Source organism: Methylobacterium tarhaniae, assembly GCF_001043955.1.
In the GTDB taxonomy this organism is placed as follows: Bacteria; Pseudomonadota; Alphaproteobacteria; order Rhizobiales; family Beijerinckiaceae; genus Methylobacterium; species Methylobacterium tarhaniae.
In genome coordinates this window covers 33660-54939 of the sequence record NZ_LABZ01000104.1, presented here as the reverse complement: position 1 = coordinate 54939, position 21280 = coordinate 33660, and the positions used below count along the sequence as shown (strand labels likewise).

Annotated in this window: 18 protein-coding genes; 3 read left to right on the top strand and 15 right to left on the bottom strand. The window is 70.2% G+C overall.

Going from position 1 to position 21280, the window contains the following annotated elements:
* Positions 1-35 precede the first annotated feature (35 nt).
* From VQ03_RS15245 to VQ03_RS15215, 7 genes are all read right to left on the bottom strand, one after another.
* Entirely contained in the window at positions 36-1292 is a 1257-nt protein-coding gene (locus tag VQ03_RS15245) for a flavin-dependent oxidoreductase (protein WP_048451734.1), read from the bottom strand.
* 4 nt (positions 1293-1296) lie between these two features.
* Complete coding sequence (locus VQ03_RS15240; RefSeq protein ID WP_048451733.1) at positions 1297-1755, bottom strand: cupin domain-containing protein; 459 nt, start codon at positions 1753-1755, stop codon at positions 1297-1299.
* Positions 1756-1988: 233 nt separating this feature from the next.
* A complete protein-coding gene (locus tag VQ03_RS15235; protein ID WP_048451732.1) occupies positions 1989-2684 on the bottom strand; it encodes an ABC transporter ATP-binding protein in 696 nt (231 codons plus the stop codon).
* Positions 2684-3439, bottom strand: a complete 756-nt coding sequence (locus tag VQ03_RS15230; RefSeq protein ID WP_048451731.1) for an ABC transporter ATP-binding protein — start codon at positions 3437-3439, stop codon at positions 2684-2686. The genes VQ03_RS15235 and VQ03_RS15230 overlap by 1 nt, the downstream gene beginning before the upstream one ends.
* Entirely contained in the window at positions 3436-4425 is a 990-nt protein-coding gene (locus tag VQ03_RS15225) for a branched-chain amino acid ABC transporter permease (protein ID WP_048451730.1), read from the bottom strand. The genes VQ03_RS15230 and VQ03_RS15225 overlap by 4 nt, the downstream gene beginning before the upstream one ends.
* Entirely contained in the window at positions 4422-5345 is a 924-nt protein-coding gene (locus VQ03_RS15220; RefSeq protein WP_048451729.1) for a branched-chain amino acid ABC transporter permease, read from the bottom strand. The genes VQ03_RS15225 and VQ03_RS15220 overlap by 4 nt, the downstream gene beginning before the upstream one ends.
* Before the next feature lie 220 nt (positions 5346-5565).
* A complete protein-coding gene (locus VQ03_RS15215) occupies positions 5566-6762 on the bottom strand; it encodes an ABC transporter substrate-binding protein (protein ID WP_048451728.1) in 1197 nt (398 codons plus the stop codon).
* A gap of 387 nt (positions 6763-7149) precedes the next feature.
* Between VQ03_RS15215 and VQ03_RS15210 the strand changes: the two genes are divergently transcribed.
* Both VQ03_RS15210 and VQ03_RS15205 read left to right on the top strand, forming a co-directional pair.
* Positions 7150-9519, top strand: a complete 2370-nt coding sequence (locus tag VQ03_RS15210; RefSeq protein ID WP_048451727.1) for an oxidoreductase — start codon at positions 7150-7152, stop codon at positions 9517-9519.
* A 170-nt stretch (positions 9520-9689) separates the two neighbouring features.
* On the top strand, positions 9690-11375 hold the full coding sequence (locus tag VQ03_RS15205) for a methyl-accepting chemotaxis protein (protein WP_048451726.1): 1686 nt from the start codon (positions 9690-9692) through the stop codon (positions 11373-11375).
* A gap of 99 nt (positions 11376-11474) precedes the next feature.
* Here VQ03_RS15205 and VQ03_RS15200 read toward each other — a convergent pair whose 3' ends face one another.
* The 7 genes from VQ03_RS15200 to VQ03_RS15170 form a co-directional block, all read right to left on the bottom strand.
* Positions 11475-12503, bottom strand: a complete 1029-nt coding sequence (locus tag VQ03_RS15200; RefSeq protein ID WP_048451725.1) for a CobW family GTP-binding protein — start codon at positions 12501-12503, stop codon at positions 11475-11477.
* The gene (locus VQ03_RS15195; protein ID WP_048451724.1) at positions 12500-14110 is read right to left on the bottom strand and encodes an amidohydrolase family protein; all 1611 of its coding nucleotides are present in this window, start codon (positions 14108-14110) and stop codon (positions 12500-12502) included. The genes VQ03_RS15200 and VQ03_RS15195 overlap by 4 nt, the downstream gene beginning before the upstream one ends.
* 20 nt (positions 14111-14130) lie before the next feature.
* Entirely contained in the window at positions 14131-14964 is an 834-nt protein-coding gene (locus tag VQ03_RS15190) for an ABC transporter permease (RefSeq protein WP_048451723.1), read from the bottom strand.
* A gap of 269 nt (positions 14965-15233) precedes the next feature.
* Positions 15234-16259 carry an extracellular solute-binding protein gene (locus tag VQ03_RS15185; protein WP_048451722.1) on the bottom strand — a complete coding sequence of 342 codons (1026 nt, stop codon included), beginning with the start codon at positions 16257-16259 and terminating at the stop codon, positions 15234-15236.
* Complete coding sequence (locus VQ03_RS15180) at positions 16256-17398, bottom strand: ABC transporter ATP-binding protein (RefSeq protein ID WP_083468022.1); 1143 nt, start codon at positions 17396-17398, stop codon at positions 16256-16258. Before VQ03_RS15180 ends, VQ03_RS15185 begins: the two co-directional genes overlap by 4 nt.
* Positions 17398-18240, bottom strand: a complete 843-nt coding sequence (locus VQ03_RS15175) for an ABC transporter permease (RefSeq protein WP_048451721.1) — start codon at positions 18238-18240, stop codon at positions 17398-17400. The genes VQ03_RS15180 and VQ03_RS15175 overlap by 1 nt, the downstream gene beginning before the upstream one ends.
* A 166-nt stretch (positions 18241-18406) precedes the next feature.
* Positions 18407-19060, bottom strand: coding sequence for a TetR/AcrR family transcriptional regulator (locus VQ03_RS15170; RefSeq protein ID WP_048451720.1), 654 nt, complete (start codon positions 19058-19060; stop codon positions 18407-18409).
* 128 nt (positions 19061-19188) lie between these two features.
* On the opposite strand from VQ03_RS15170, the gene VQ03_RS15165 reads away from it, so the two are divergent.
* Positions 19189-20433, top strand: a complete 1245-nt coding sequence (locus VQ03_RS15165; RefSeq protein ID WP_048451719.1) for a metal-dependent hydrolase family protein — start codon at positions 19189-19191, stop codon at positions 20431-20433.
* A gap of 83 nt (positions 20434-20516) precedes the next feature.
* Here the strand turns inward: VQ03_RS15165 and VQ03_RS15160 are convergent, their stop codons facing one another.
* Entirely contained in the window at positions 20517-21278 is a 762-nt protein-coding gene (locus VQ03_RS15160) for a DeoR/GlpR family DNA-binding transcription regulator (protein WP_048451718.1), read from the bottom strand.
* Positions 21279-21280 lie beyond the last annotated feature (2 nt).

Below are 21280 nucleotides of genomic sequence, written 5' to 3'. Positions count from 1 at the left end.
CCCCTGACCCCTCCCCGTAGGGGGAGGGGAAGGAGCTACACCGCCACCCTGAGCGGGCTCACCTTGCCCGCCACCGCGAACCCGGCCTTGCCCGCATAACCCCCGACGATCGCCTGGCGCTCGGCGTGGCTGAGCACGTCCTCGATCTGGGCAAATCCCGCCGGGGCCCGCTTCTCGACCTCGTCGATCACCCGCTCCGGCCCGCCCTTGCGGTTGAGCATCACGATCTCGGCGGTCTTCGGCCGGCGCTCGGCCTCGTAGGCGTGGAGCGCCTGCATCGGGTGCTCGGACCGAGCGAGAGCGTCGCCGAGCGCCCGGGCGTCGAGGATCGCCTGCGAGGCGCCGTTGGAGCCGACCGGGTACATCGGATGGGCGGCATCTCCCAGCAGCGTCACCCGGCCGTGGGTCCAGCGCGGCAGCGGATCGCGGTCGCACATCGGATATTCGAAGATCTGCGGCGTCGCCTCGACGAGCGCGGCGAGGTCGAAATCCGGCAGGGCGAAGCGCTTCGCGTAAGGCAGCACCTGCGAGCGGTGGGCGGGGCGCGACCAGCTCTCCTTCGGGGGCGGCGAGAGTGTCCCGTCCGCCATCTTCACGAACACCACCCAGTTCATGAGCTGGCGCCCACCCTCGGCCTCGGCGATCGGATAGAGCACGCATTTCGCCCCCATGCCGCCGCCGATCGCCATGGTGCGGCCGTCGCCCCAGGGCGCCCATTCGGTGGCGCCGCGCCACATCAGCACCCCGTCCCAGCGCGGCGGGCCCTCGTCGGGGAAGAAGCGCCTGCGCACCACCGAATGGATGCCGTCGCAGGCGACGAGCACGTCGCCCCGCACCGTGCGGCCGGCATCGCCCTTGAGCGAGTCGGTGAAGTGGGCGGTGACCCCGCCCTCGTCCTGAAGGAAGCCGGACAGCGCCAGGCCGGTCCGGACCGCATCCGGCCCCAGCCGTTCGCGCACCGCATCGTAGAGGACGGCCTGCAACCGCCCGCGATGGATCGAGAATTGCGGCACCGGATGGCCGGCATCGATCCCGCGCGGCTCGCGCCAGACCTCCTGGCCCTGGCGGTTGTAGTAGGCGAGTTCCTTCGTGCGGATCGCCACCCGGTCGAGGGCCGGCAGCAGGTCCAGTTCGGCCAGTTCCCGGATGGCGTGCGGCAGGGTGTTGATGCCGACCCCGACCTCGCGCACCTCCGCGGCCTGCTCGTAGATCGTGGCGCGGATGCCGCGCCGGTGGAGCATCAGGGCGGTGGCGAGCCCGCCGATCCCGGCGCCGACGATGATGACGCGCATGGCCTCACTCCGCGTCCGGGGGCGGCAGGAAATCGACCTCGTGCTTGGCCGAGATCGCCACCACGTCGGCCGGGTTCGCCTGTGGCCCGAGATTGTGCAGGGCCCAGAACAGGTCGTAGAGGCGACGGGCCGGCGAGACCCAGAAGAAGCACTTCACCTCCGCATCCGAGCGGTTGAACAGCCCGTGCGCCTGGCCGCGCGGCAGCCGGATCGTGTCGCCGGGCTCGGCCACGCTCTCCTGCCCGTCGAGCACGGCGGTCAATTTTCCTTGCAGGATGTACAGGAACTCGTCCTGCGTCGGGTGGATGTGCGGCGGCACGAACGTACCCGGCGGGAAGGTGGCGTGCCAGGACAGCGAGCTCTCGGAGAGCTGCTTGGGGATGTAGATCTGCCCGAGGATGTTCCAGCGGACGCCCTCGATGCCCTCACCGGCGCGGGTGATGCCTGCGGTCATGGGGGTCATAGGAGAACTCCTTTACGAGACTTGATCTGACGATGGCCGTTCATTTCCCTCCCCCCTCTGCGGGGGAGGGTGCCCGGCGGAGCCGGGCGGGAGAGGGGAGCCAGGTTGCCGGATGAGGCGGAACCATGCTGACAGGCGCCATACTTGGCGCCGTCGCGCTGCCCCTCTCCCGGCCCGCTCCGCAGGCCACCCTCCCCCGCAGAGGGGGGAGGGTTGGGGGCGGTGCGAATAGTTCACACATGAAGGAACCGGTCCTTCACCTCCGGCGTCTCGCGGAGCGCCGCACTGGTGCCGGTCCAGACCACGCGGCCCTTCTCGATCACCACGTGGCGGTCGGCGAAGCGGGCCAGGGCATCGACGTTCTTGTCGATCACCAGGATCGCCTCGCCCTCGTCCTTGATGGCCCGCAGGCAGGCCCAGATCTCCTCGCGGATCAGCGGCGCCAGCCCCTCGGTCGCCTCGTCGAGGACGACGAGGCGCGGGTTGGTCATCAGCGCCCGGCCGATCGCCAGCATCTGCTGCTCGCCGCCGGAGAGCTGGTCCCCGCCGTTGCGCCGCCGCTCCTTCAGGCGCGGGAACAGGCGGTAGACCGCATCCAGGTTCCACTTGGCGGCCCGCCCGCCGCGATGGGTGGCGACCAGGTTCTCCTCGACCGAGAGGGTCGGGAAGACCTGGCGCCCCTCCGGCACCAGCCCGAGGCCGCGGCGGGCGACGAGATGGGACGGGCGCCCGGCCATGTCCTCGCCGTCGATCAGGATCCGGCCGGCCCGGGGCTTCAGCAGACCGAAGATCGACTTCACGGTGGTGGTCTTGCCCATGCCGTTGCGGCCGAGCAGCGTCACCACTTCGCCCCTGGCGACGGAGAGATCGATCCCGAACAGGATGCGGGAATCGCCGTAGGCGCTCTCCAGGCCTTCGACGGTGAGCATCAGGCCGCCTCCTCCTCGCCGAGATAGGCCGCCCGCACGGCAGGATCGGTGCGGACCGCGTCGGGCGCCCCGCTGGCGATGACGCGGCCGTAGACCAGCACGCTCATCCGGTCGGCGAGCGCGAACACCGCCTCCATGTCGTGCTCGATCAGCACGATGGTGTGGGTGGATTTCAACTCGCGCATCAGCCCGACCAGGATCGCCGATTCCTCCGGGCCGGTGCCGGCGAGCGGCTCGTCGAGGAGGAGCAGGCGGGCGCCGGTGGCGAGTGCCACCGCCAGTTCGAGCTGGCGCTTCTCGCCATGCGACAGGCTGCCGGCCCGGCGCGAGGCGCGGTCGGCGAGGCCGACGCGGCCGAGCGCGGCAAGCGCCTCGTCGTTGAGCGTGGTCTCGTTCGCGGCGGGGAGGAAGAACCGGAAGCTCGAGCCGGAGCGGGCCTGGACCGCGAGCGCTACGTTCTCCAGCACCGAGAACCCGTCGAGGATCGAGGTGATCTGGAACGAGCGGGCGAGGCCTCGGCGCACCCGCGCCACCATCGGGAGCGCCGTCACGTCCTCGCCCGCGAGATGCACGCTGCCGGAATCGCTGGGCAGGTTGCCCGAGAGCTGGTGGATCAGCGTGGTCTTGCCGGCGCCGTTCGGGCCGATGATGGCGTGCAACTCGCCCGACGCCACGTCGAGGCTGACATCGTCGGTCACCTTCAGGGCGCCATAGGCCTTGCGAAGGTTTCGAACGGACAGAAGCGGGGTCGTCACGCGCGCCTCCCGATCTTCGCCGCCAGCCCGGCGAGGCCGCCGCGGGAGAGGAGCACCACCGCGACCAGCATCAGCCCGAGGCCGAGGCGCCAATGGTCGGAGTAATGCGCCAGCACCTCCTCGAGGGCGATGAGGGCCGCGGCCCCGATCACCGGCCCGACCAGCGTGCCCATGCCGCCGAGCACCACCATGACGATCAGCTCGCCCGAGCGCTGCCAGCTCATATAGGCGGGCGAGACGAACTCGGCCTGATTCGCTAGCAGAACCCCGGCGAGGCCCGCGATGGCCCCGGCGATCACGTAGGCGGTGAGCCGGTAGGGCAGGGGAGAGAAGCCGATCGCCTGCATCCGCACCGCGTTGTCGCGGCTGCCCCGCAAAACCCGGCCGAAGCGCGAGGCGACGACACCGCGAAGCGCCACGAGCGCGACCGCCAGCACGGCCAGCACCAGGTAGAACAGCGCCGGGTCGCCCTCGATCAGCCGCATCCCGAACAGGGTCGAACGGCCGGACAGCGGCAATCCGTCGTCGCCGCCGTAAGCCGCGAGCGAGACCATGAAGAAATACGCCATCTGCCCGAAGGCCAGCGTAATCATGATGAAGTAGACGCCGCGGGTGCGGAGGCTGATCGCCCCGGTGACGAGGGCGAAGAGCGCGCAAGCTCCGGCCGCCACCGGCGCCTGCACCGCGAGGTCGCGGACGCCGTGGGCATCGAGGATGCCGACCGCGTAGGCCCCGAGGCCGATGAAGGCGGCGTGGCCGAACGACACCATCGCGCCGTAGCCGAGGACGAGGTCGAGGGAGAGGGCGGCGAGCCCGAAGATCATCATCCGGGTCGCGGTGACGACCAGGAAGGGCAAGCCGGCGGCCTCCGCGGCGACCGGCAGGGCGGCGAGCGCCGCCAGGACCAGCCCGGCGAGGGCGGTGCCGGAGAGCGCGGCCCGGCGGCGGGGCGGCTCGGCCGCGATGCGGGCGACGAGGGTATTCATCGGGAGCCCCGCGCCGGGAACAGGCCGGAGGGCCGGAAGAACAGCACGGCGGCCATCAGGATGTAGATCAGCATCGGGGCGAGCGTCCGTCCGGTCTGGGAGGCGGCGGAGGCATCCATCACGCTGCGCAGCAGGATCGGACCGAAGGTGCGGCCGAGCTGGTCGGCGAGGCCGACGAGGAGACCCGCCACGAAAGCGCCCCGCACCGAGCCGACGCCGCCGATGACGATGACCACGAAGGTCAGGATCAGCACCGAATCGCCCATGCCGGGATCGACCGAGAGGATCGGCGCCACCATCGCGCCGGCAAAGCCCGCCAGCATCGCGCCGAGGCCGAACACCACCAGGAACAGCCGGCGGATGTCGACGCCGAGCGCCGCCACCATCGGGCCGTTGCTGGCCCCGGCCCGCAGCCGCATGCCGAGCCGGGTGTGGTTGACGAGGAGGTGGAGGCCCAGAGCCGTGGCGAGGCCGGCGGCGATGATCGCGACCCGGTAGAGCGGGTAATGCAGGGTGCCGGCGAGGTGGACCGAGCCCGACAGGGCGTCGGGCACCGGCACGCTCATCGGGGCGGCGCCCCAGACGATCCGCACGCCCTCGTTGAGGATCAGGATCAGCCCGAAGGTGGCGAGCACCTGGTCGAGATGGTCGCGCCCATAGAGATGGCGCACCACCAGGACTTCCAGGGCGAGGCCGAAGGCGAGCGTCGCCGGAAGCGCCAGCAGGAGCCCGAGGCCGAAGCTGCCGGTGGCGGCGGTGAGCGTCGCCGCGAGATAGGCGCCGATCATGTAGAGCGCGCCGTGGGCGAGGTTGATGAGGTCCATCACCCCGAAGATCAGCGTCAGCCCCGCCGCCACCAGGAACAGAAGGATGCCGAGCTGGACGCCGTTGAGCGCCTGGATCAGGAACAGGTTGAGCATGGCGCGATCGGCTCGTGCGAAGTCTGGCTCAGGGCAGTCCACACCCTCCGCGTCATCCCGGGGCCGCGCAGCGCAGCCCGGGATCCAGAACCGCAGGGGGTGCAGGCAACGATGGAACGGTTCCGCTTCATCCGACACCCTCGGCGGCTCTGGATTCCGGGCTCCGCTGCGCGGCCCCGGAATGACGAGGAGTTCCAACAGGCTTCCGCCCTGCAGCAGACTACTTCATCTTGCACTCGGCAGCGTAGTTATCTTGATAGTTCGAAAAGATTTTCTCGGCGATCTGGGTCTCGTACTTGCCGTCCGGGCGCTTGGCCGCCTTGACGAGGTAGAAGTCCTGGATCGGATAGTGGTTGTTGCCGATCTTGAAGTTGCCGCGCAGGGACTGGAACTCGGCGGCCTTGAGGCCGGCCCGGAGGGCGTCCTTGTCCTTCAGGTCGCCCTTGGCGCGCTTGACCGCGGCGTCGATCATCAGCGCGGCGTCGTAGGCCTGCATGGCGTAGGTGCCCGGCACGCTGCCGTACTTCTTCTCGTAGGCCGCCACGAAGGCCTTGGATTGCGGGTTGTCGAGGTCCGGCGCCCAGTTGGCGCCGCCGAAATACCCGACCGCCGCATCCTTCTGCGCCGGCAGGGTGCTCTCGTCGACCGTGAAGGCGGAGAGGAACGGGACCGTGCTGAGGCCGGCCTGACGGTACTGGCGCACCAGGTTCACGCCCATGCCGCCGGGCATGAAGGCGAAGACCGCGTCGGGCTGGGCCGCCGAGATCTGGGCGAGTTCGGCCGAGAAGTCGAGCTGGCCGAGCGGCGTGAACATCTCGTTCACCACCTCGCCCTTGTAAGAACGCTTGAAGCCGGCGAGCGAATCCTTGCCGGCCTGGTAGTTCGGGGCCAGCAGGACGAGGCGCTTGTAGCCCTTGTTCTGGGCGTACTTGCCCAGCACCTCGTGGACCTGGTCGTTCTGGTAGGAGGAGACGAACAGGTTCGGGTTGCACTCCGCGCCGGCATAGTTCGACGTGCCGGCATTGGGCGAGATCAGGAAGGCGCCGCTATCGGTCACCGGGCGCACCACCGCGCGCAGCACGTTGGAGAAGGTCGGCCCGACCACGAAATCGACCCGGTCGCGCTTGACCAGTTCCCGCGCCTTGTTGGTGGCGACGTCGGGCTTCAGCTCGTCGTCAACCGTGACGATGTCGGCATCGAGGCCGCCGAGCTTCTTGCCCAGGGTGTCGAGGGCGAGAAGGAACCCGTCGCGGCCCTGCTCGCCGAGCACGGCGGAGGGGCCCGAGAGGGTGAACATCAGCCCGACCCGGACCTTCCCAGATCCGTCCCCTTGGCCTTGCGCGGCGGCGGGGCCGGCCAGCAGCGTGGCGCCCAAAAGCGCGGTCGCGAGGCGGCTGGCGTTCCGGATCGGATTCATCCCGTGTGTCCCCTTCGTGTCGAGAGCATCGTCGGCACTTGTCCGGTGCGAAGCGGCCGAAGTCGAGTCGGCGCGAGGCGCGAAGGCGGCGCTCTTTGGTCGGATCCGGCCCCACCTCGTCCCGAATACTTTACGCATGAAATATCGTCTGGCAACCGCCTCTGATGATTTTTCCGCCGTGCCGCATTGATGTGCAGTGCAGCGAGCATAATGCTGAAAAACAAGCCTTTTTGATCGCTGCACCGCAGCATCGGGGCGGGCGCTCACGATCGGGGCCGGGGGCGTCGCCGGATCGTCCGATGCTCCGCCGCCTGCCCCCTTGCGCCGCGATATTTGAAGTATAAACTTTCTCCGTCGGCGAGTTCGCCGCCACGGAAGGAGCCCTCCATGCGCGTCACGGTGATCGGCGGCGGACCCGGCGGGCTCTACTGCGCGCTCCTGACCAAGAAGCGCCGCCCCGGCTGGCAGGTCGAAGTCCACGAACAGAACCGGGCCGACGACACGTTCGGCTTCGGCGTGGTCTTCTCCGACGAGACCCTGCACGAGTTCCTGTCGCGCGATCCCCGCTCGTTTTCCCGTATCCGCGACGCCTTCTCGTACTGGGACGACGTCGCGATCCATAAGGAGGGCCGGGTGATGCGCTGCGGCGGCAACGGCTTTGCCGGGGTCAGCCGGATGCGCCTGCTCCAGATCCTGCAGGAACGCTGCCGCGAGGAGGGTGTGGAGCTCCATTTCGGCGAGAGCATCCCGCCGGACCGGCTCTCCGACCGCTTCCCCGATTCCGACGTCATCGTCGCCTGCGATGGCATCAACTCGCGCATCCGCGAGCATTTCCGGGACGAGTTCAAGCCCGAGGTCGAGATCAAGTCCAACCGCTTCTGCTGGATGGGCTCGACCCGGCCGATGGACGAGTTCAACTACTTCTTTCGCGAGACGCCGCACGGCATCGTCTGCGCCCATACCTACCAGTACGAGCCCGGCCGCTCGACCTGGGTGTTCGAGATGGACGAGGCCTGCTGGGAGGGCCACGGCTTCACCGAGACCGACGAGGAGGGCTCGCGCCGGATCCTCGAACGGATGTATGAAGAGGAATTGCAGGGCCACGGCCTGCTCCTCAACCGTTCGACCTGGCGCCGCTTCCCGCGGATCTTCTGCCATCGCTGGTCGCACCAAAACATCGTGCTGCTGGGCGACGCCAAGGCCTCGGCGCATTTCTCCATCGGCTCGGGCACCAAGCTCGCGATGGAATGCGCCATCGCGCTCTCGGACGCCCTCGTCGAGACGGGCGAGGCGGACGTGCAGGCGGCCTTCGCCGCCTATGACCGGGCGCGGCGCACCCCCTGCCAAGTGATCCAGCACAATGCCGACGTGTCGCTCGCCTGGTTCGAGCACATGAACCGCTCCTGGGACATGGATGCGGAGCAGTTCTCGATGGTGGTGATGTGCCGGGCGAAGTCCGTCACCTACGACAACCTGGTGGTGCGCGATCCGGCCTACGTCGCCGCGGTGGACGACGCGTTCTATGCCCGCCTCCACGCCGAGACCGGCGAGGATTACCGGACGAGCCGGCCGACGCCGATGTTCACCGGCCTGCATCTACGCGAGATGCGGATCCCGAACCGGGTCGCGATGGCGCCGATGGCGCAATACTCGGCCGACGAGGGCGGCAACCTCACCGACTGGCACTTCGTGCACTACACCTCGCACGCGCTGGGCGGCCCCGGCCTGCTCTTCACCGAGATGACCTGCCCCTCGGCCGACGCCCGCATCACTCCCGGCTGCCCGGGCCTGTGGACCGACGCGCACGAGGCGCAATGGGCCCGCATCGTCGATTTCGTCCACGCCCATACCGACACGAAGGTCGTGATGCAGCTCGGCCATGCCGGCCGAAAGGGCTCGACGCAGGTCGGCTGGGAGCGGATGGACCGGCCGCTGCCTCATGGAAACTGGCCGATCGTCTCGGCGTCGCCCATCCCCTATCTCGATGGGGTGAGCCAGGTGCCCCACGCCCTCGACCGGGCCGGGATGGACCGGGTGCGCGACGACTTCGTCCAGGCCGCCGCGCGGGCGGCGCGGGCGGGCTTCGACATGCTGGAGCTGCACTGCGCCCACGGCTACCTGATGGCCTCGTTCCTCTCGCCGCTGACCAATACCCGCACGGACGAATACGGCGGCTCGATCGAAAATCGCCTGCGCTTCCCCCTCGAGGTCTTCACCGCCATGCGGGCGGTGTGGCCGGCGGAGCGGCCGATGTCGGTGCGCATCTCCGCCACCGACTGGGCCGAGGGCGGCATGACCGAAGCGGATACGGTGGCGGTGGCCGAGGCCCTGCAGGAGGCGGGCTGCGACCTCGTCGACGTGTCCGCCGGCCAGACCGTCGCCGACCAGCAGCCGGTCTACGGCCGGATGTTCCAGGTCCAGTTCGCCGACGCGATTCGCAACCGCGCCCGCAATCGCGCGCCGATGGCGGTGATGGCGGTGGGGGCCATCACCGAGGCGGGGCAGGTCAACACCATCCTGCATACCCGCCGGGCCGACATCGTGGCGCTCGGCCGGCCGCACCTGTGGAACCCGAATTTCTGCCGCCAGGCCTCGGCGTGGTACGACGCCCGCACGCAATCCTGGCCGAAGCCCTACCTGCCTGGCCGCGATCAGGCCCACCGCGAATTGCCGAAGCTGCGCGAGCAGGAGATCGCCCTGCGCCGCAAGGCCCGGCCGCGGCCGCATCAGGCGGAGGCGCAAGGAGGACCGTCCTGATGACGGGCAACCTTGCGCCGGGGCGGTCGGCTTCGCTGCTCAATTTTACGGTGATCTGACGTTTCGCGCGCCGAAGAATTTTTTCTTCATCAAGGACTAACGAAGCGACTTCTATGCATAGGGACGCCTCGAATCCCGAGGCAGGACCATTGATGCCAGGCAGTCGCAGGATGAAGTTGTCGATCAAACATGTCCTGGTCGGGACGATCATGACGTTGATGCTGTTCAGCGTGGCGCAGGGCGGCAACGGAATCATGCGGCTGCTGACGTTGCGGGACGATATCGTCGATATCGCCCGGACCCGGATCCCGGCCTCGAATCTGATCAACCAGATCTATGCCGAGACCCAGACCTACCGGATCAACCTCTACCGCTTCGTCGTGACCTCGACCGACGATGCCGCCTACGACCGCAACGAGCAGGCCCTGACCGCGAGCCGCAAGGCCCTCATCGACCTCCAGGCCCAGTACGAGCCGCTGATCTCCGGGCCGGAGGAGCGAACCACGTTCGGGCGCTTCCTCGCCCGGTGGAGCGATTATCTCGAGGGCCAGAAGAGGGTGACGGGCGCGATGGCGGCAGGTGACCAGGCCTCGGCGCTGGCGACGCTGACCAGCCCGGAGATGACCGGCACCAACGCCGAGGCGACCGGCGCCCTGAAGGCGATCGTCGCGACGAATGCCGGCGCCGCCCTGGCGAGCGCCGAGCGCAGCAGCGCCAGCGCCGACAGCGGCATCCTGGCGGCGGGAATCATGACGGCCCTCGCGCTCGCGGCGGCGTTCGGCGCGGTGATCTTCAGCCTGCTCGGCATCGCCCGCCCGATCGCCCGCATGACCTCCGCGATGGGCCGGCTCGCCGGCCACGACCTCGCGGTGGCGATTCCGGGGGCCGGCCGTCGCGACGAGATCGGCGCCATGGCCGCCGCCGTGCAGGTATTCAAGGACGGGCTGATCCGCGCCCGCGCCCTGGAGGAGGAGACGGTGCTCGCCCGCGCCTCGGCCGAGGAGCAGCGCCGCGCCGGCATGCGCCAGATGGCGGACGCCTTCGAGCGGGCGGTCGGCGGCATCGTCGGCCAGGTCTCGGCCTCCGCGACCGAACTCCAGGCCACCGCCCAGACCATGACCGCCACCGCGACCCAGACCGCGGCGCAATCGACCGCCGTGGCGGCGGCTGCCGAGGAGGCGTCCTCGAATGTCGGCACGGTGGCGGCGGCGGCGGAGGAACTCGGCGCCTCGGTCCAGGAGATCGGCCGCCAGGTCGACGGCTCGGCCCGGCTCGCCCGATCCGCCGTGGCCGAGGCCGGGCAGACCGCGCGGCAGGTCCGGGCGTTGACCGAGGCGACGGCGCGCATCGGCGACGTGGTCGGGCTGATCTCCTCGATCGCCGCCCAGACCAACCTGCTGGCGCTCAACGCCACGATCGAGGCGGCCCGCGCCGGTGTCGCCGGCCGCGGCTTCGCGGTCGTCGCCGCCGAGGTCAAGGAGCTGGCCGGCCAGACGGCCCGGGCCACCGAGGAGATCACCAGCCAGATCGCGGCGATCCAGGCCACCACCGGCCAGGCGGCCGGCGCGATCGGCCAGATCACCGCACGGATCGAGGAGATCTCAGGGGTCGCGACCTCGATCGCGGCGGCGGTGGAGGAGCAGGGCGCGGCGACCCAGGAGATCGTCCGCAACGTCTCCCAGGCGGCCCAGGGCACCGGCGAGGTGACGGGCAACATCGCCGGGGTGGCGGGCGCGGCGGAGGAGACCGGCGCGGCGGCGAGCCAGGTGCTGGGCGCCGCGAGCGAGCTGTCGCGCCAGTCCGAGCATCTCTCGGCGGAGGTGGCGCGCTTCCTCGATACGGTGCGGGCGGCCTGACCGTTCACGGCTCCCGGGCGGCACGGTTGCGGTCGCCCGGGGCCGCGACGAAGAACCCGGACCCGTCGCCGCTGGCGAGGGTCCCGATCGGCCGGCCGCTCAGGCCCGGACCGCCTCCGCCCGCGGCAGGCCGGCGCCGGCCCGGGCGAACGGGGTACCCGGGACCCGGGGCGCGAACCGGAACAGGCCGGCCGGCGCGATCCCCTCCAGCTCCCCCGCCGCCAGGTCGCGGGCGATCACCACCACGAAGGGCGCCGTGTCGTCGCCGGGCCGGCCGAAGGGCCGGGGGCGCGAGAACAGCGTGCCGACGCTCTCGACCAGCACCGGGCGGTCCGACTCGACGACCCGCACCAGCCCCTTGAGGCGCAGCAGGCGCTCGCCGAGGCGGCCGGCGAGGTTGTCGAGCCAGGCGGCGAGGTCGTCGTAGGGCAGGGGGGCGAGGGGGCGGGCGAGCCAGACTGCGACGCGGGGATGCGCGCCGTCGCGCCCCTGCGCCAGCAGCGCCGGATCGAGGCCTGCACCGGAAAGCGGCGCGAAGGCTGCCGCCACCGCGGCCGCGCGGTCGGGATCGGCCACGATCTCGGCGAGCGGGTTGAGGGCCGCGATCTCGGCCCGGGCCTCTCCGGGGCGTTCGGCCGGCGCGGCGTCGAGCTTGGTCACGACGATGCGGTGGGCGGCGGCCCATTGCGCCGCGGCCTCCTCGAAGGCCGCGGTGTCGGGCCCGCGCAGGGCGTCGTAGGTGGCGACGACCGAGACCCGCATCGGGAACCCCGCGAGGCTCGCGAACTGGCGCAGGACCGGTCCGGGCCTCGACAGGCCGCTCGTCTCCAGCACGATTCGTCGGAGCGGGCCCGAGGCTTCCGGCCGCTCGGCGGCCAGCAGCGCCTCGACGGTACGGGCGAGGTCGCTCGTCATCTGGCAGCAGACGCAGCCATTCGCCAGCATCGTCATGGGGACGTCTCCCCCGGTCTCGCGGAGAATCAGCCCGTCGAGGCCGATCTCGCCGGCCTCGTTGACGATGATCGCGGTGTCGGCCGCCTCCGGGAGAGTCAGGGAGTCCCGCAGCAGCGTGGTCTTGCCGGAGCCGAGGAAGCCGGTGAGGACGACGACGTCGAGGATGCCGGTCACGGGGCCGCCTGACCGTTTGTGGCGTACTTGGCTGGCACGGCCTCGTCCCAGGTCGCCTTGACCAGCGCGCGCACGTCGGCGAGCAGCTCGGCGGTGTCGTAGATCACCCCGTCCTTGATCGTGTATTTGAGCCCACGGTGCCAGGTGGCGCCGTTCGTCGCCTCGTCGAGGCGCAGCGCCCCGGTGCCGTAGAGCAGCTTGAAGTCGGTGAGTGGGTTGTGGTCGTGGACCAGAAGGTCGGCGCGCTTGCCGACCTCGACGGTGCCGATCTCGTCCTCGAGCCCGCACAGGGCCGCGCCTTGCGAGGTCGCGGCGCGCACCACTTCGAGCGGGTGGAAGCCGGCCTCCTGCAGCAGTTCCAGCTCGCGGATATAGCCGAAGCCGAAGATCTGGTAGATGAAGCCTGAATCCGATCCGGCGCAGACCCGGCCGCCGCGGTTCTTGTACTCGTTGATGAACGCCATCCAGAGCCGGTAGTTCTCCTTCCACTCGATCTCGTTCTGGGTCGACCAGCGATACCAGTACGAGCCGTGGCCGCCGCGCTGCGGCGTGAAGTAGTCCCACATCGACTTCCAGGTATACTCCTTGTGCCAGTCGGCCTGGCGCGCCCGCATCAGGTCGCGGTTGGCGTCGTAGATCGTGAAGGTCGGCACGAAGGTGAAGCCGAGTTCCAGGAACCGCTCCAGCGTCTCGTTCCACTTCTTCGAGCCGGGCTCGGCGCCTTGCCGGAACATCTGACCGGAGACCGAGAACCGGAAATACTCGTCGTTGTAATCGTAATCGAGCGGGAAGTTCTGCACCACCCGGTCTTCGAACAGGGCCTCGGGCAGGCCGTAATAATGCTCGGCGCTGGTGAGGCCCCAGCCGGCGGTGGTGAGCGCGTTCATCCGCGTCACCGCCATCTGGGCGTGGTGGCATCCGGATTTGAGCCCGAGCTTCGCGCACTCGTCGAGGGCCGCCTCCATGATGGCGGGCGGCGCCCCGAAGAACTTCACCCCGTCGGCGCCGCGCTCTTTCAGCTTTCGCAGCCACACCCGCCCTTCCTCGGGGGTGTGGATCAGCTTCAGCATGTCGTTGACGGCCGGGAAGTAGCTGTAGGCGAGGAGCCGCGGCGCCGCGATCTCGTTGGCCTCGGAGCGCTTCTTCTGGTCGAGCATCCAGTCGAGGCCGTTGAACGACCCCATCTCGCGCACCGTCGTCACGCCGTGGGCGAGCCAGAGCTTGTAGACGTACTCGACCGGCGGCACCCAGCCGTTGGCGGCGTGATACGCGACGCCGGCATGGGCATGGCAATCGACGAAGCCGGGCGTCACCCACTTACCCCGGCAATCGATCTCGTGGTCGCCGGGCGCGGGCCGGTTGGCGCTGTTCGCCAGGTTGCCCGTGACCTTCTTCAGCTGCACGATGCGGCCGTTCTCGACCACGATGTCGGTCGGGCCGATCGGCGGCGCGCCGGTGCCGTCGATGACCGTGGCGGCGCGTAGCACCAGGCGCTTGTGCGGCCCGATCCCGCGGTCGCGGGAGGTCGAGGGCACGAGAGGCGGCTGGCCGGCCTTGGCCCGCTCGGCGGCGAGCTCGTTGCCAGCGAGGATGGGGGCGTCGCTCATGGTGTCCTCCCGTGTTCTTGTCAGCGTGGGCGGGCGTAGCGGCGGCCGAGCAGCGCGGTGCCGAAAGCCGTCAGCACCAGGGTCGCGGCGAGCAGGATGAAGGCCAGGGCGGCGCCGAACGGCCAGTTCATGCCCTTCGAGAACTGATCGTAGACGGCGGGCGCCATCATCTTGAACTGCGAGCCGCCGAGGAGCACCGCGGTCGCGTAGGTGTTCATGCACAGGATGAAGACGAGGACGCAGCCCGCCACCGTCCCGGGCAAGGCGAGCGGCCACACCACCCGGCGAAACACCGTGAAGGCGCCGGCCCCCAGATTCGCCGCCGCCTCCTCGACGGCCCGCGGGATGCTCTCGATCACCGAGGACAGGGTCAGGATCATGTAGGGCAGCACCACCGCGATCGTCCCGATCGCGACGGCGCCGGGCGTGTAGATCAGCTGCAGCGGCGCCGAGGTGACGTGCAGGCCCCGCAACGTCGCGTTGATGAGCCCGTCATTGCCCAGGAGCCCGAGCCAGCCCGCCGCCCGCACGACGTTGCCGACGAGGAGCGGGATCAGGGTCAGGACGGTGACGAGGCTCTTCCAGCGGCTCTCCATCCGGGCGAGCCGGTAGGCCGCCGGGAAGCCGAGCGCGAGCGTCAGGGCCGTGCAGGTGAAGGCCATGAGGAGCGTCGTGCCCATCACGCCGCGGTAATACGGATCGGCCACGGCGTTGAGGTAGTTCTGCGCCGTCGTCGCCTCGATCATCAGCTGCGTCGCGCTGTACTGGTTGAGCGAGATGCGCGCGAGCAGCACCATCGGGCCGACCAGGAGCGCGGTGACGACGAGAACGGCCGGCAGGATGAGGGCGAACACGGCGGACCTTTAGCCTTGGATTCTTTGATTGCTGGCGAAGATTGCTGGCGAAGTGAGGTTCGGCCCCACCTCCCCACCGCTCAGGGTCATTCCGGGGCCGCGAAAGCGGAGCCCGGGATCCGGACGCTCCGCTGGTTCAGGAAGAGGCGAACAGCGTCCGGCCTTGTCCGTCAGCACCCGCGGTTCTGGATTCCGGGCTCCGCTTTCGCGGCCCCGGAATGATGCCGAGAGTGAAAGGATCGTCGCGGGAAACGAACCGATCCGACGCCCTACCCCTTGAACTCCTTGTTCCAGAAATCCGTGAACGCCGCCTGCTGCGCTTGCATCGTGGCGTAGTCGAGCGGCCGGAGCTTGGCCTGCTGGGCTTCGGTCAGGCTGATCTGCTTGGCCAGGTCTTCCGGCAGCTTGGCGTCCTTGACCGTCGGCACGTAGCCCATCTTCTGCGCGAAGGCGACCTGGGCCTGAGGATCGAGCATGGCGTTCAGGTACTTGAAGGCGCTGTCCTTGGCCCGCGAGTTCTTCGGCACGCCGGCCTCGAACAGGATCGGCAGGGCGCCCTCCTCCGGCACCGCCATCGCGACCGGGATGCCGGATTGCTTCCACATGAAGCCGCGGGCGAGCCACATCAGCGAGATCCACACCTCCTCGGATTTCAGCGCGGCGGCCAGCGTCTCGTTCGAGGGGTAGACCTTCGGCGAGAGCGCCTTCAGGTCCATCAGCGCCGCCTTGCCCTTGGTGAAGTCGGTCGGCGTACCGCCGGCCCCGATATTGGCACCGGCCATGTTGAACGGCGCCAGGATGTCCGAGAAGCCGACCCGGCCCTTGTATTTCGGGTCGAAGATGTCGGCATAACGGGTCGGCGGGGTCGTGACCTTGCTCGGGTTGTAGAGCACGACCAGCGCCGAGTAGATGTGCGGGATCGAGTGGGGCTTCTTGAAGACGTCGATTACCTGCGACAGCCGCGGCACCTCGGCGGCCGGCACGGTCTCCAGCACGCCGAGCTGGCTCAGCATGTAGCTGTCGATGTCGTTGATGCAGGCGACGTCCATGCTGGCGCGGCGGCTGGTGCGCTCGGCGATCAGCTTGGTGCGGCGCGGGTCCTGGTTGGCGATGTCCTGCGACACCTCGATGCCCTGCGGCTTCATCAGCGGGACGTCGATGTTCTGCTGGAGCAGCGCGCCGTAATCGCCGCCCCAGGTGCCGACGACGATCGAGGCGGATTGGGCGCGGGCGGGGACCGTGCCGGCGAGGCCGAGGGCGGCGCTGCCGGCCATCAGGGTGCGACGGGTGATCATCGGGCGGGGCTCTCTGCTGCGGGCTTGACGCGGGACGCGTCGGTGTGGGGCATGACGCGGGACGCGTCGGTGTGGGTCATGACGCGGGACGCGTCGGCACGGGGGATGACGCGGGCCGCATCGGCGGCCCACGAGATGCGGACGGGATCGCCGGCGGCGAGGCGGCGGCGGGGATCGTCGGGGAGCGGCGTCGGGCTCACCGCGACGATCGCCTCGCCGGCGAGATCCAGGTGATATTCGGTGCGGGCGCCGAGATAGGTCACGGCCCTGAGCCGCCCGGTGCCGCCCGCGTCGGGGGCGACCTCGATCCGCTCGGGCCGGATCGCCAGCAGACCGTTCCTGGCGGCCGCGTCGGGCGCGCAAGGGACGGTGGCGCCGCTCGTCAGGCGGAACATGCCGGCGCCCTCGCGCGCGCCGTCGAGCAGGTTGCAGCGTCCGACGAAGCCGGCGACGAAGGCGTTGGCCGGGCGCTCGTACAGGTCCTCGGCGCTGCCGACCTGGAGCACGCGCCCGTGCTCCATCACCACCAGCCGGTCGGCCATGGCGAGCGCCTCGTCCTGGTCGTGGGTGACCATCAGGGTGGTGAGGCCGAGCCGCTTCTGCAATTCGCGGATCTCCAGGCCGACCTCCGAGCGCAGCTTCGCGTCGAGGTTCGACAGGGGCTCGTCGAGGAGGAACACCGCCGGGCTCACCACCAGCGCCCGGGCGAGGGCCACGCGCTGCTGCTGCCCGCCCGAGAGCTGGCGCGGCAGCCGGTCGGCCAGCGCGTCGAGGCGCACCAGCCGCAGGGCCTCGGCGATGCGCCGGTCGCGCTCCGCACGCCCCACCTTCCGCATCTCCAGCCCGAAGCCGACATTGTCGGCGACGCTCATATGCGGGAACAGCGCGTAGGACTGGAACACCATGCCGGTGTCGCGGGCATGCGGGGGCAGCCGCGTCACGTCCCGCCCGCCGATCACGACGCGGCCCGCGGTGGGCTCGATGAAGCCCGCGACCATCCGGAGCGTCGTGGTCTTGCCGCAGCCCGACGGGCCGAGCAGCGCCACCAGCTCGCCCTGGCGGATGTCGAGATCGACGCCGGCGACGGCCGTCGCCTCGCCGTAGCGCTTGGTGATGCCGTCGAGGAGGAGCGTGCCCATCAGACGATCCGCGACAGCTTCACGAACCGGTCGGTGACCAGCATCAGGATCGTCACCATCAGGATCTGCGCGGTCGCGACGGCGGCCAGGGTCGGGTCCATTCGGAATTCCAGGTAGCTCAGCATGGCGACGGGCAGGGTGGTGCGCCCCGGGCCGACGAGGAGGAGGTTCAGTTCGAGGTTCTCGAAGCTCGCCACGAAGGAGAACAGGGAAGCCGCCACGATGCCGGGCCGCAGCATCGGCAGGGTGATGCGGCGAAACACCGTGAACGGCCTCGCGCCGAGATTGGCCGCCGCCTCCTCCGCCGAGCGGTCGAGCCCGGCGAGGCTCGCGGTGACGAGGCGCACCGTCCAGGGAATCGTGATCAGCACGTTGGCGGCGACGAGGCCGCCCAGCGTCGCCTTGATGTCCATGTCGAGCCAGTCCTCGGCCCTGAGATAGAACATGTAGAGGGCCGAGCCCGCGACGATCGCCGGCACCGCGAGAGGGGCCAGCAGGAACGTGTTGATCGCCCCGCGCCCCGGGATGTTCGCCCGCACCAAAGCGAGCGCCGCGGCGGTGCCGAGCGGCACGCCGATCGCCGTGGCGGCGAGCGCGATCTGGAGCGAGGTCAGGAAGCCGCGGGCGAAGTCGCGCTGCGCCCAGGCGTTGAGGTACCAGCGCCAGGTCAGCCCCTCCGGCGGGAAGGTGACGATCTCCTGGTCGAAGAACGAGGTGACGATCACCATCACGATCGGCGCGAACACGATCGCGTAGGCGAGGATGACCGCCGCCAGGACGGCGAGGCGGCCGAGCCGGGCGGAGAGGCCGGGCCCGGCGGGAGAGAGGGTGGCGGCGCTCATGCGTTCACGGGTTCGAGGTGATGACGGCTGATCTATCTGTAGGACAGGTGTCCGCCCTTTTGGCAAGACGGGCGCCGGTCCCGCCGGCGCGGTACGTGCTGGCAAGCGGGGTGCCAAGCTCTTGGCCGAGCTCTTGGCCGAGCTCTTGGCCGAGCTCGGCGCTCCGTCACGCCGAAGCTTTGCGGAAGCGGGGCCCCGCGAAGGCGGCGTCGCCCGTCGGGCCGGCGATCAGTTGCGGCAGCACCGCCTTCCAGGCCTCGATCAGATCGCGAAAATAGTCGGGGTCGGGCCGCAGCACCGTCTGCACCCCCATGCCGCGCATCAGGTTCACCGTGAGGTTCAGGATGATCCGGGCCTCCCGCGGCGGCCGGGAATCGGCATCGCAGAACTCGGCCCAGATCGCGTCGAGGGCGGCGTGGAAGCGCTGCACCACCGGGATCAGGCACGCCCGCAGCTCGGCATCGGTGCGGGCCTCGTTGATCAGCTCCATCGAGAGATGGAAGAACCGGCCGGAGAAGAGCGGCCACAGGAACTCGACGAAATCGGCCAGCGGCAGCGTCCCTGAGCGCACGTCCTGCGACACCGACCGGATCTCGGCGGTGCCGTCGTCGAGCAGGGTCTCCAGGGCCGCGCGCACGAGGTCGGCCCGGGTCGGGAAATGGTGCAGCAGCGCCCCGCGCGAGACCTGCGCCCGCTCGGCGATCGCCTGCGTCGTGGCGGCGTGGTAGCCGACGGCGTAGATCTCGTCGATCGTGGCGCGCACCACCCGCTCCCGGGTCGCGAGGCTGCGCGCCTGAGGCTGCCGTCCGGTCTGCGTCACCGATCCTCCTGGGCGCGAGTGCCCGATAAAAAAACAAGCTTGCCTGTTTTTTTCACGCTGTCCAGTGTGCCGCGTGAGACCGCACGGCCTTCTTCCCGGACCGCGCCGCACCTGAAGGGACCGCCCGCATGAGCGCCGACCTCGTCCTGTTCCGCAACGCCCGCATCCTCGACGGCACCCGCGACACCGCGCTGGAGGGCCACGACGTGCTGGTCGAGGGCGGCACCATCCGGGAGGTCTCGGACCGGCCGCTGACCGCGTCCTCGGCGCGGGTGATCGACCTCGCCGGGCGCACGCTGATGCCGGGCCTGATCGACTGCCACGTCCACGTCATCGCGACGATCCCCGACCTCGGCGCCAATGCCGACCTGCCGGATTCCCTGGTGGCGTTGCGCACCGCGAAGATCATGCGCGGCATGCTGATGCGCGGCTTCACCACCGTGCGCGACCTCGGCGGTGCCGATCACGGGCTGGTGATGGCGGTGCGCGAGGGCCTGATCGACGGCCCGCGCCTCGTGATCTGCGGCAAGGCCCTGTCGCAGACCGGGGGCCACACCGACTATCGCGGCCGTTACCATTCCCGGGACGTGAGCCACTACGCCACCAAGCTCGGCGCGATGGGCCGGGTCTGCGACGGGGTCGACGCCGTGCGCCGCGTGGCGCGCGAGGAGATCAAGGCCGGGGCCGACTTCATCAAGATCATGGCCAATGGCGGCGTCTCCTCGCCGACCGACCCGATCGCCTTCCTGGGCTACTCGGTCGAGGAGATCCGGGCGATCGTCGAGGAGGCGACCAACGCCCAGACTTACGTCGCCGCCCACCTCTACACCGACGCGGCGATCCGCCGGGCGGTGGAGAACGGGGTGATCTCGGTCGAGCACGGCAACCTCGTGACCCCGGAGACCGCGCGGCTGATCCGCGAGAAGGGCGCCTACGTGGTGCCGACCAACGTCACCTTCGACGCGCTCGCCAAGGAGGGCGCCTCGTTGGGTCTGCCGCCGGCCTCGGTGGCCAAGATCGAGGACGTGCGCGAGGCGGGGCTCGCCGCCCTCGAGACCCTGCGCGACGCGGGCGTGATGATGGCCTACGGCACCGATCTCCTGGGCGAGATGCACCGCCACCAGTCGGAGGAATTCGTGATCCGCGGCCGCTGCCTGCCGGCGATCGAGGTGATCCGCTCGGCCACGATCAACGCCGCCAAGGTCGTGCGCCTGGAGGGCAAGGCCGGATTGGTGGCCCCGGGCGCCTTCGCCGACCTGATCGTGGTCGACGGCGACCCCCTCGCCGACCTCTCGCTGCTGACCGGCCAGGGCCGGCACATGCGGGCGATCATGATCGGCGGGCGCTTCGTGAAGGACGAGCTGGCGGCCTGACGGCGCGCGACCGCGGGTCGGCGGGGCAGGTTCCTTCCCGCAGGGCTGTCCGGGGACGAATCCGGCGCGGGCTTCCTTGCGGTTCACTGCCCCGCCCGCACCACCCGCGCTCCCGCCGCCTCGGCCTCCGCGCATTGCACCTCCGTCGCCCCGGCATCGGTCACCAGGGTCCAGCGACGCGGCAGGGGCGCCCAGGCGCCTTGCGTGGCGCGGCCGAGCTTGGACGAATCCATCAGCACCACGACCTCGGCCGCCTGCTCCATCATCAGCGACTTGAGGGCGACCTGCTCGAGGGCCGCCTCGCACAGGCCGCGGCCGGCCACGAAGCCGTCGCCGCTCACCACCGCCTTGTCGGCGGTGAGCCGGCGCAAGGCGGCCTCGGCCAGGGGCCCCATCGTGCTCATGCTGCCGGGCCGCACGGCGCCGCCGAGCACCGTCAGGGCGAGGCCGGGCGCCCCGGCCAGGACAGTCGCCAGCGGCAGGTTGTTGGTGATGATCGCGTGGCGCCGCCGGGCGAGCCCCGCCCCGAAGGCCGCCACGGTCGAGCCGCCGTCGAGGATCAGGATGTCGTCCTCGGCCAGCAGGCTCAAGGCCGCCCGGGCGATGGCCGCCTTCTCGGGCCGGGCCTGCGCCTCGCGCTCCGGCAGGCTCGTCTCGGGCAGGGGATGGGCGATCACGGCGCCGCCATAGGTGCGCCGGATCGTCTTCTCGCTCGCCAGCTGCTGCAGGTCGCGCCGGATCGTCGAGGCGGAGACGCCGAAGCGCTCCGCCAGTTCCTCGACCACGACCTCGCCCGCCTGCAGCGCCTCCAGGAGCAGCGGGTGCCGGTGCCGACCCCTCGTCACGG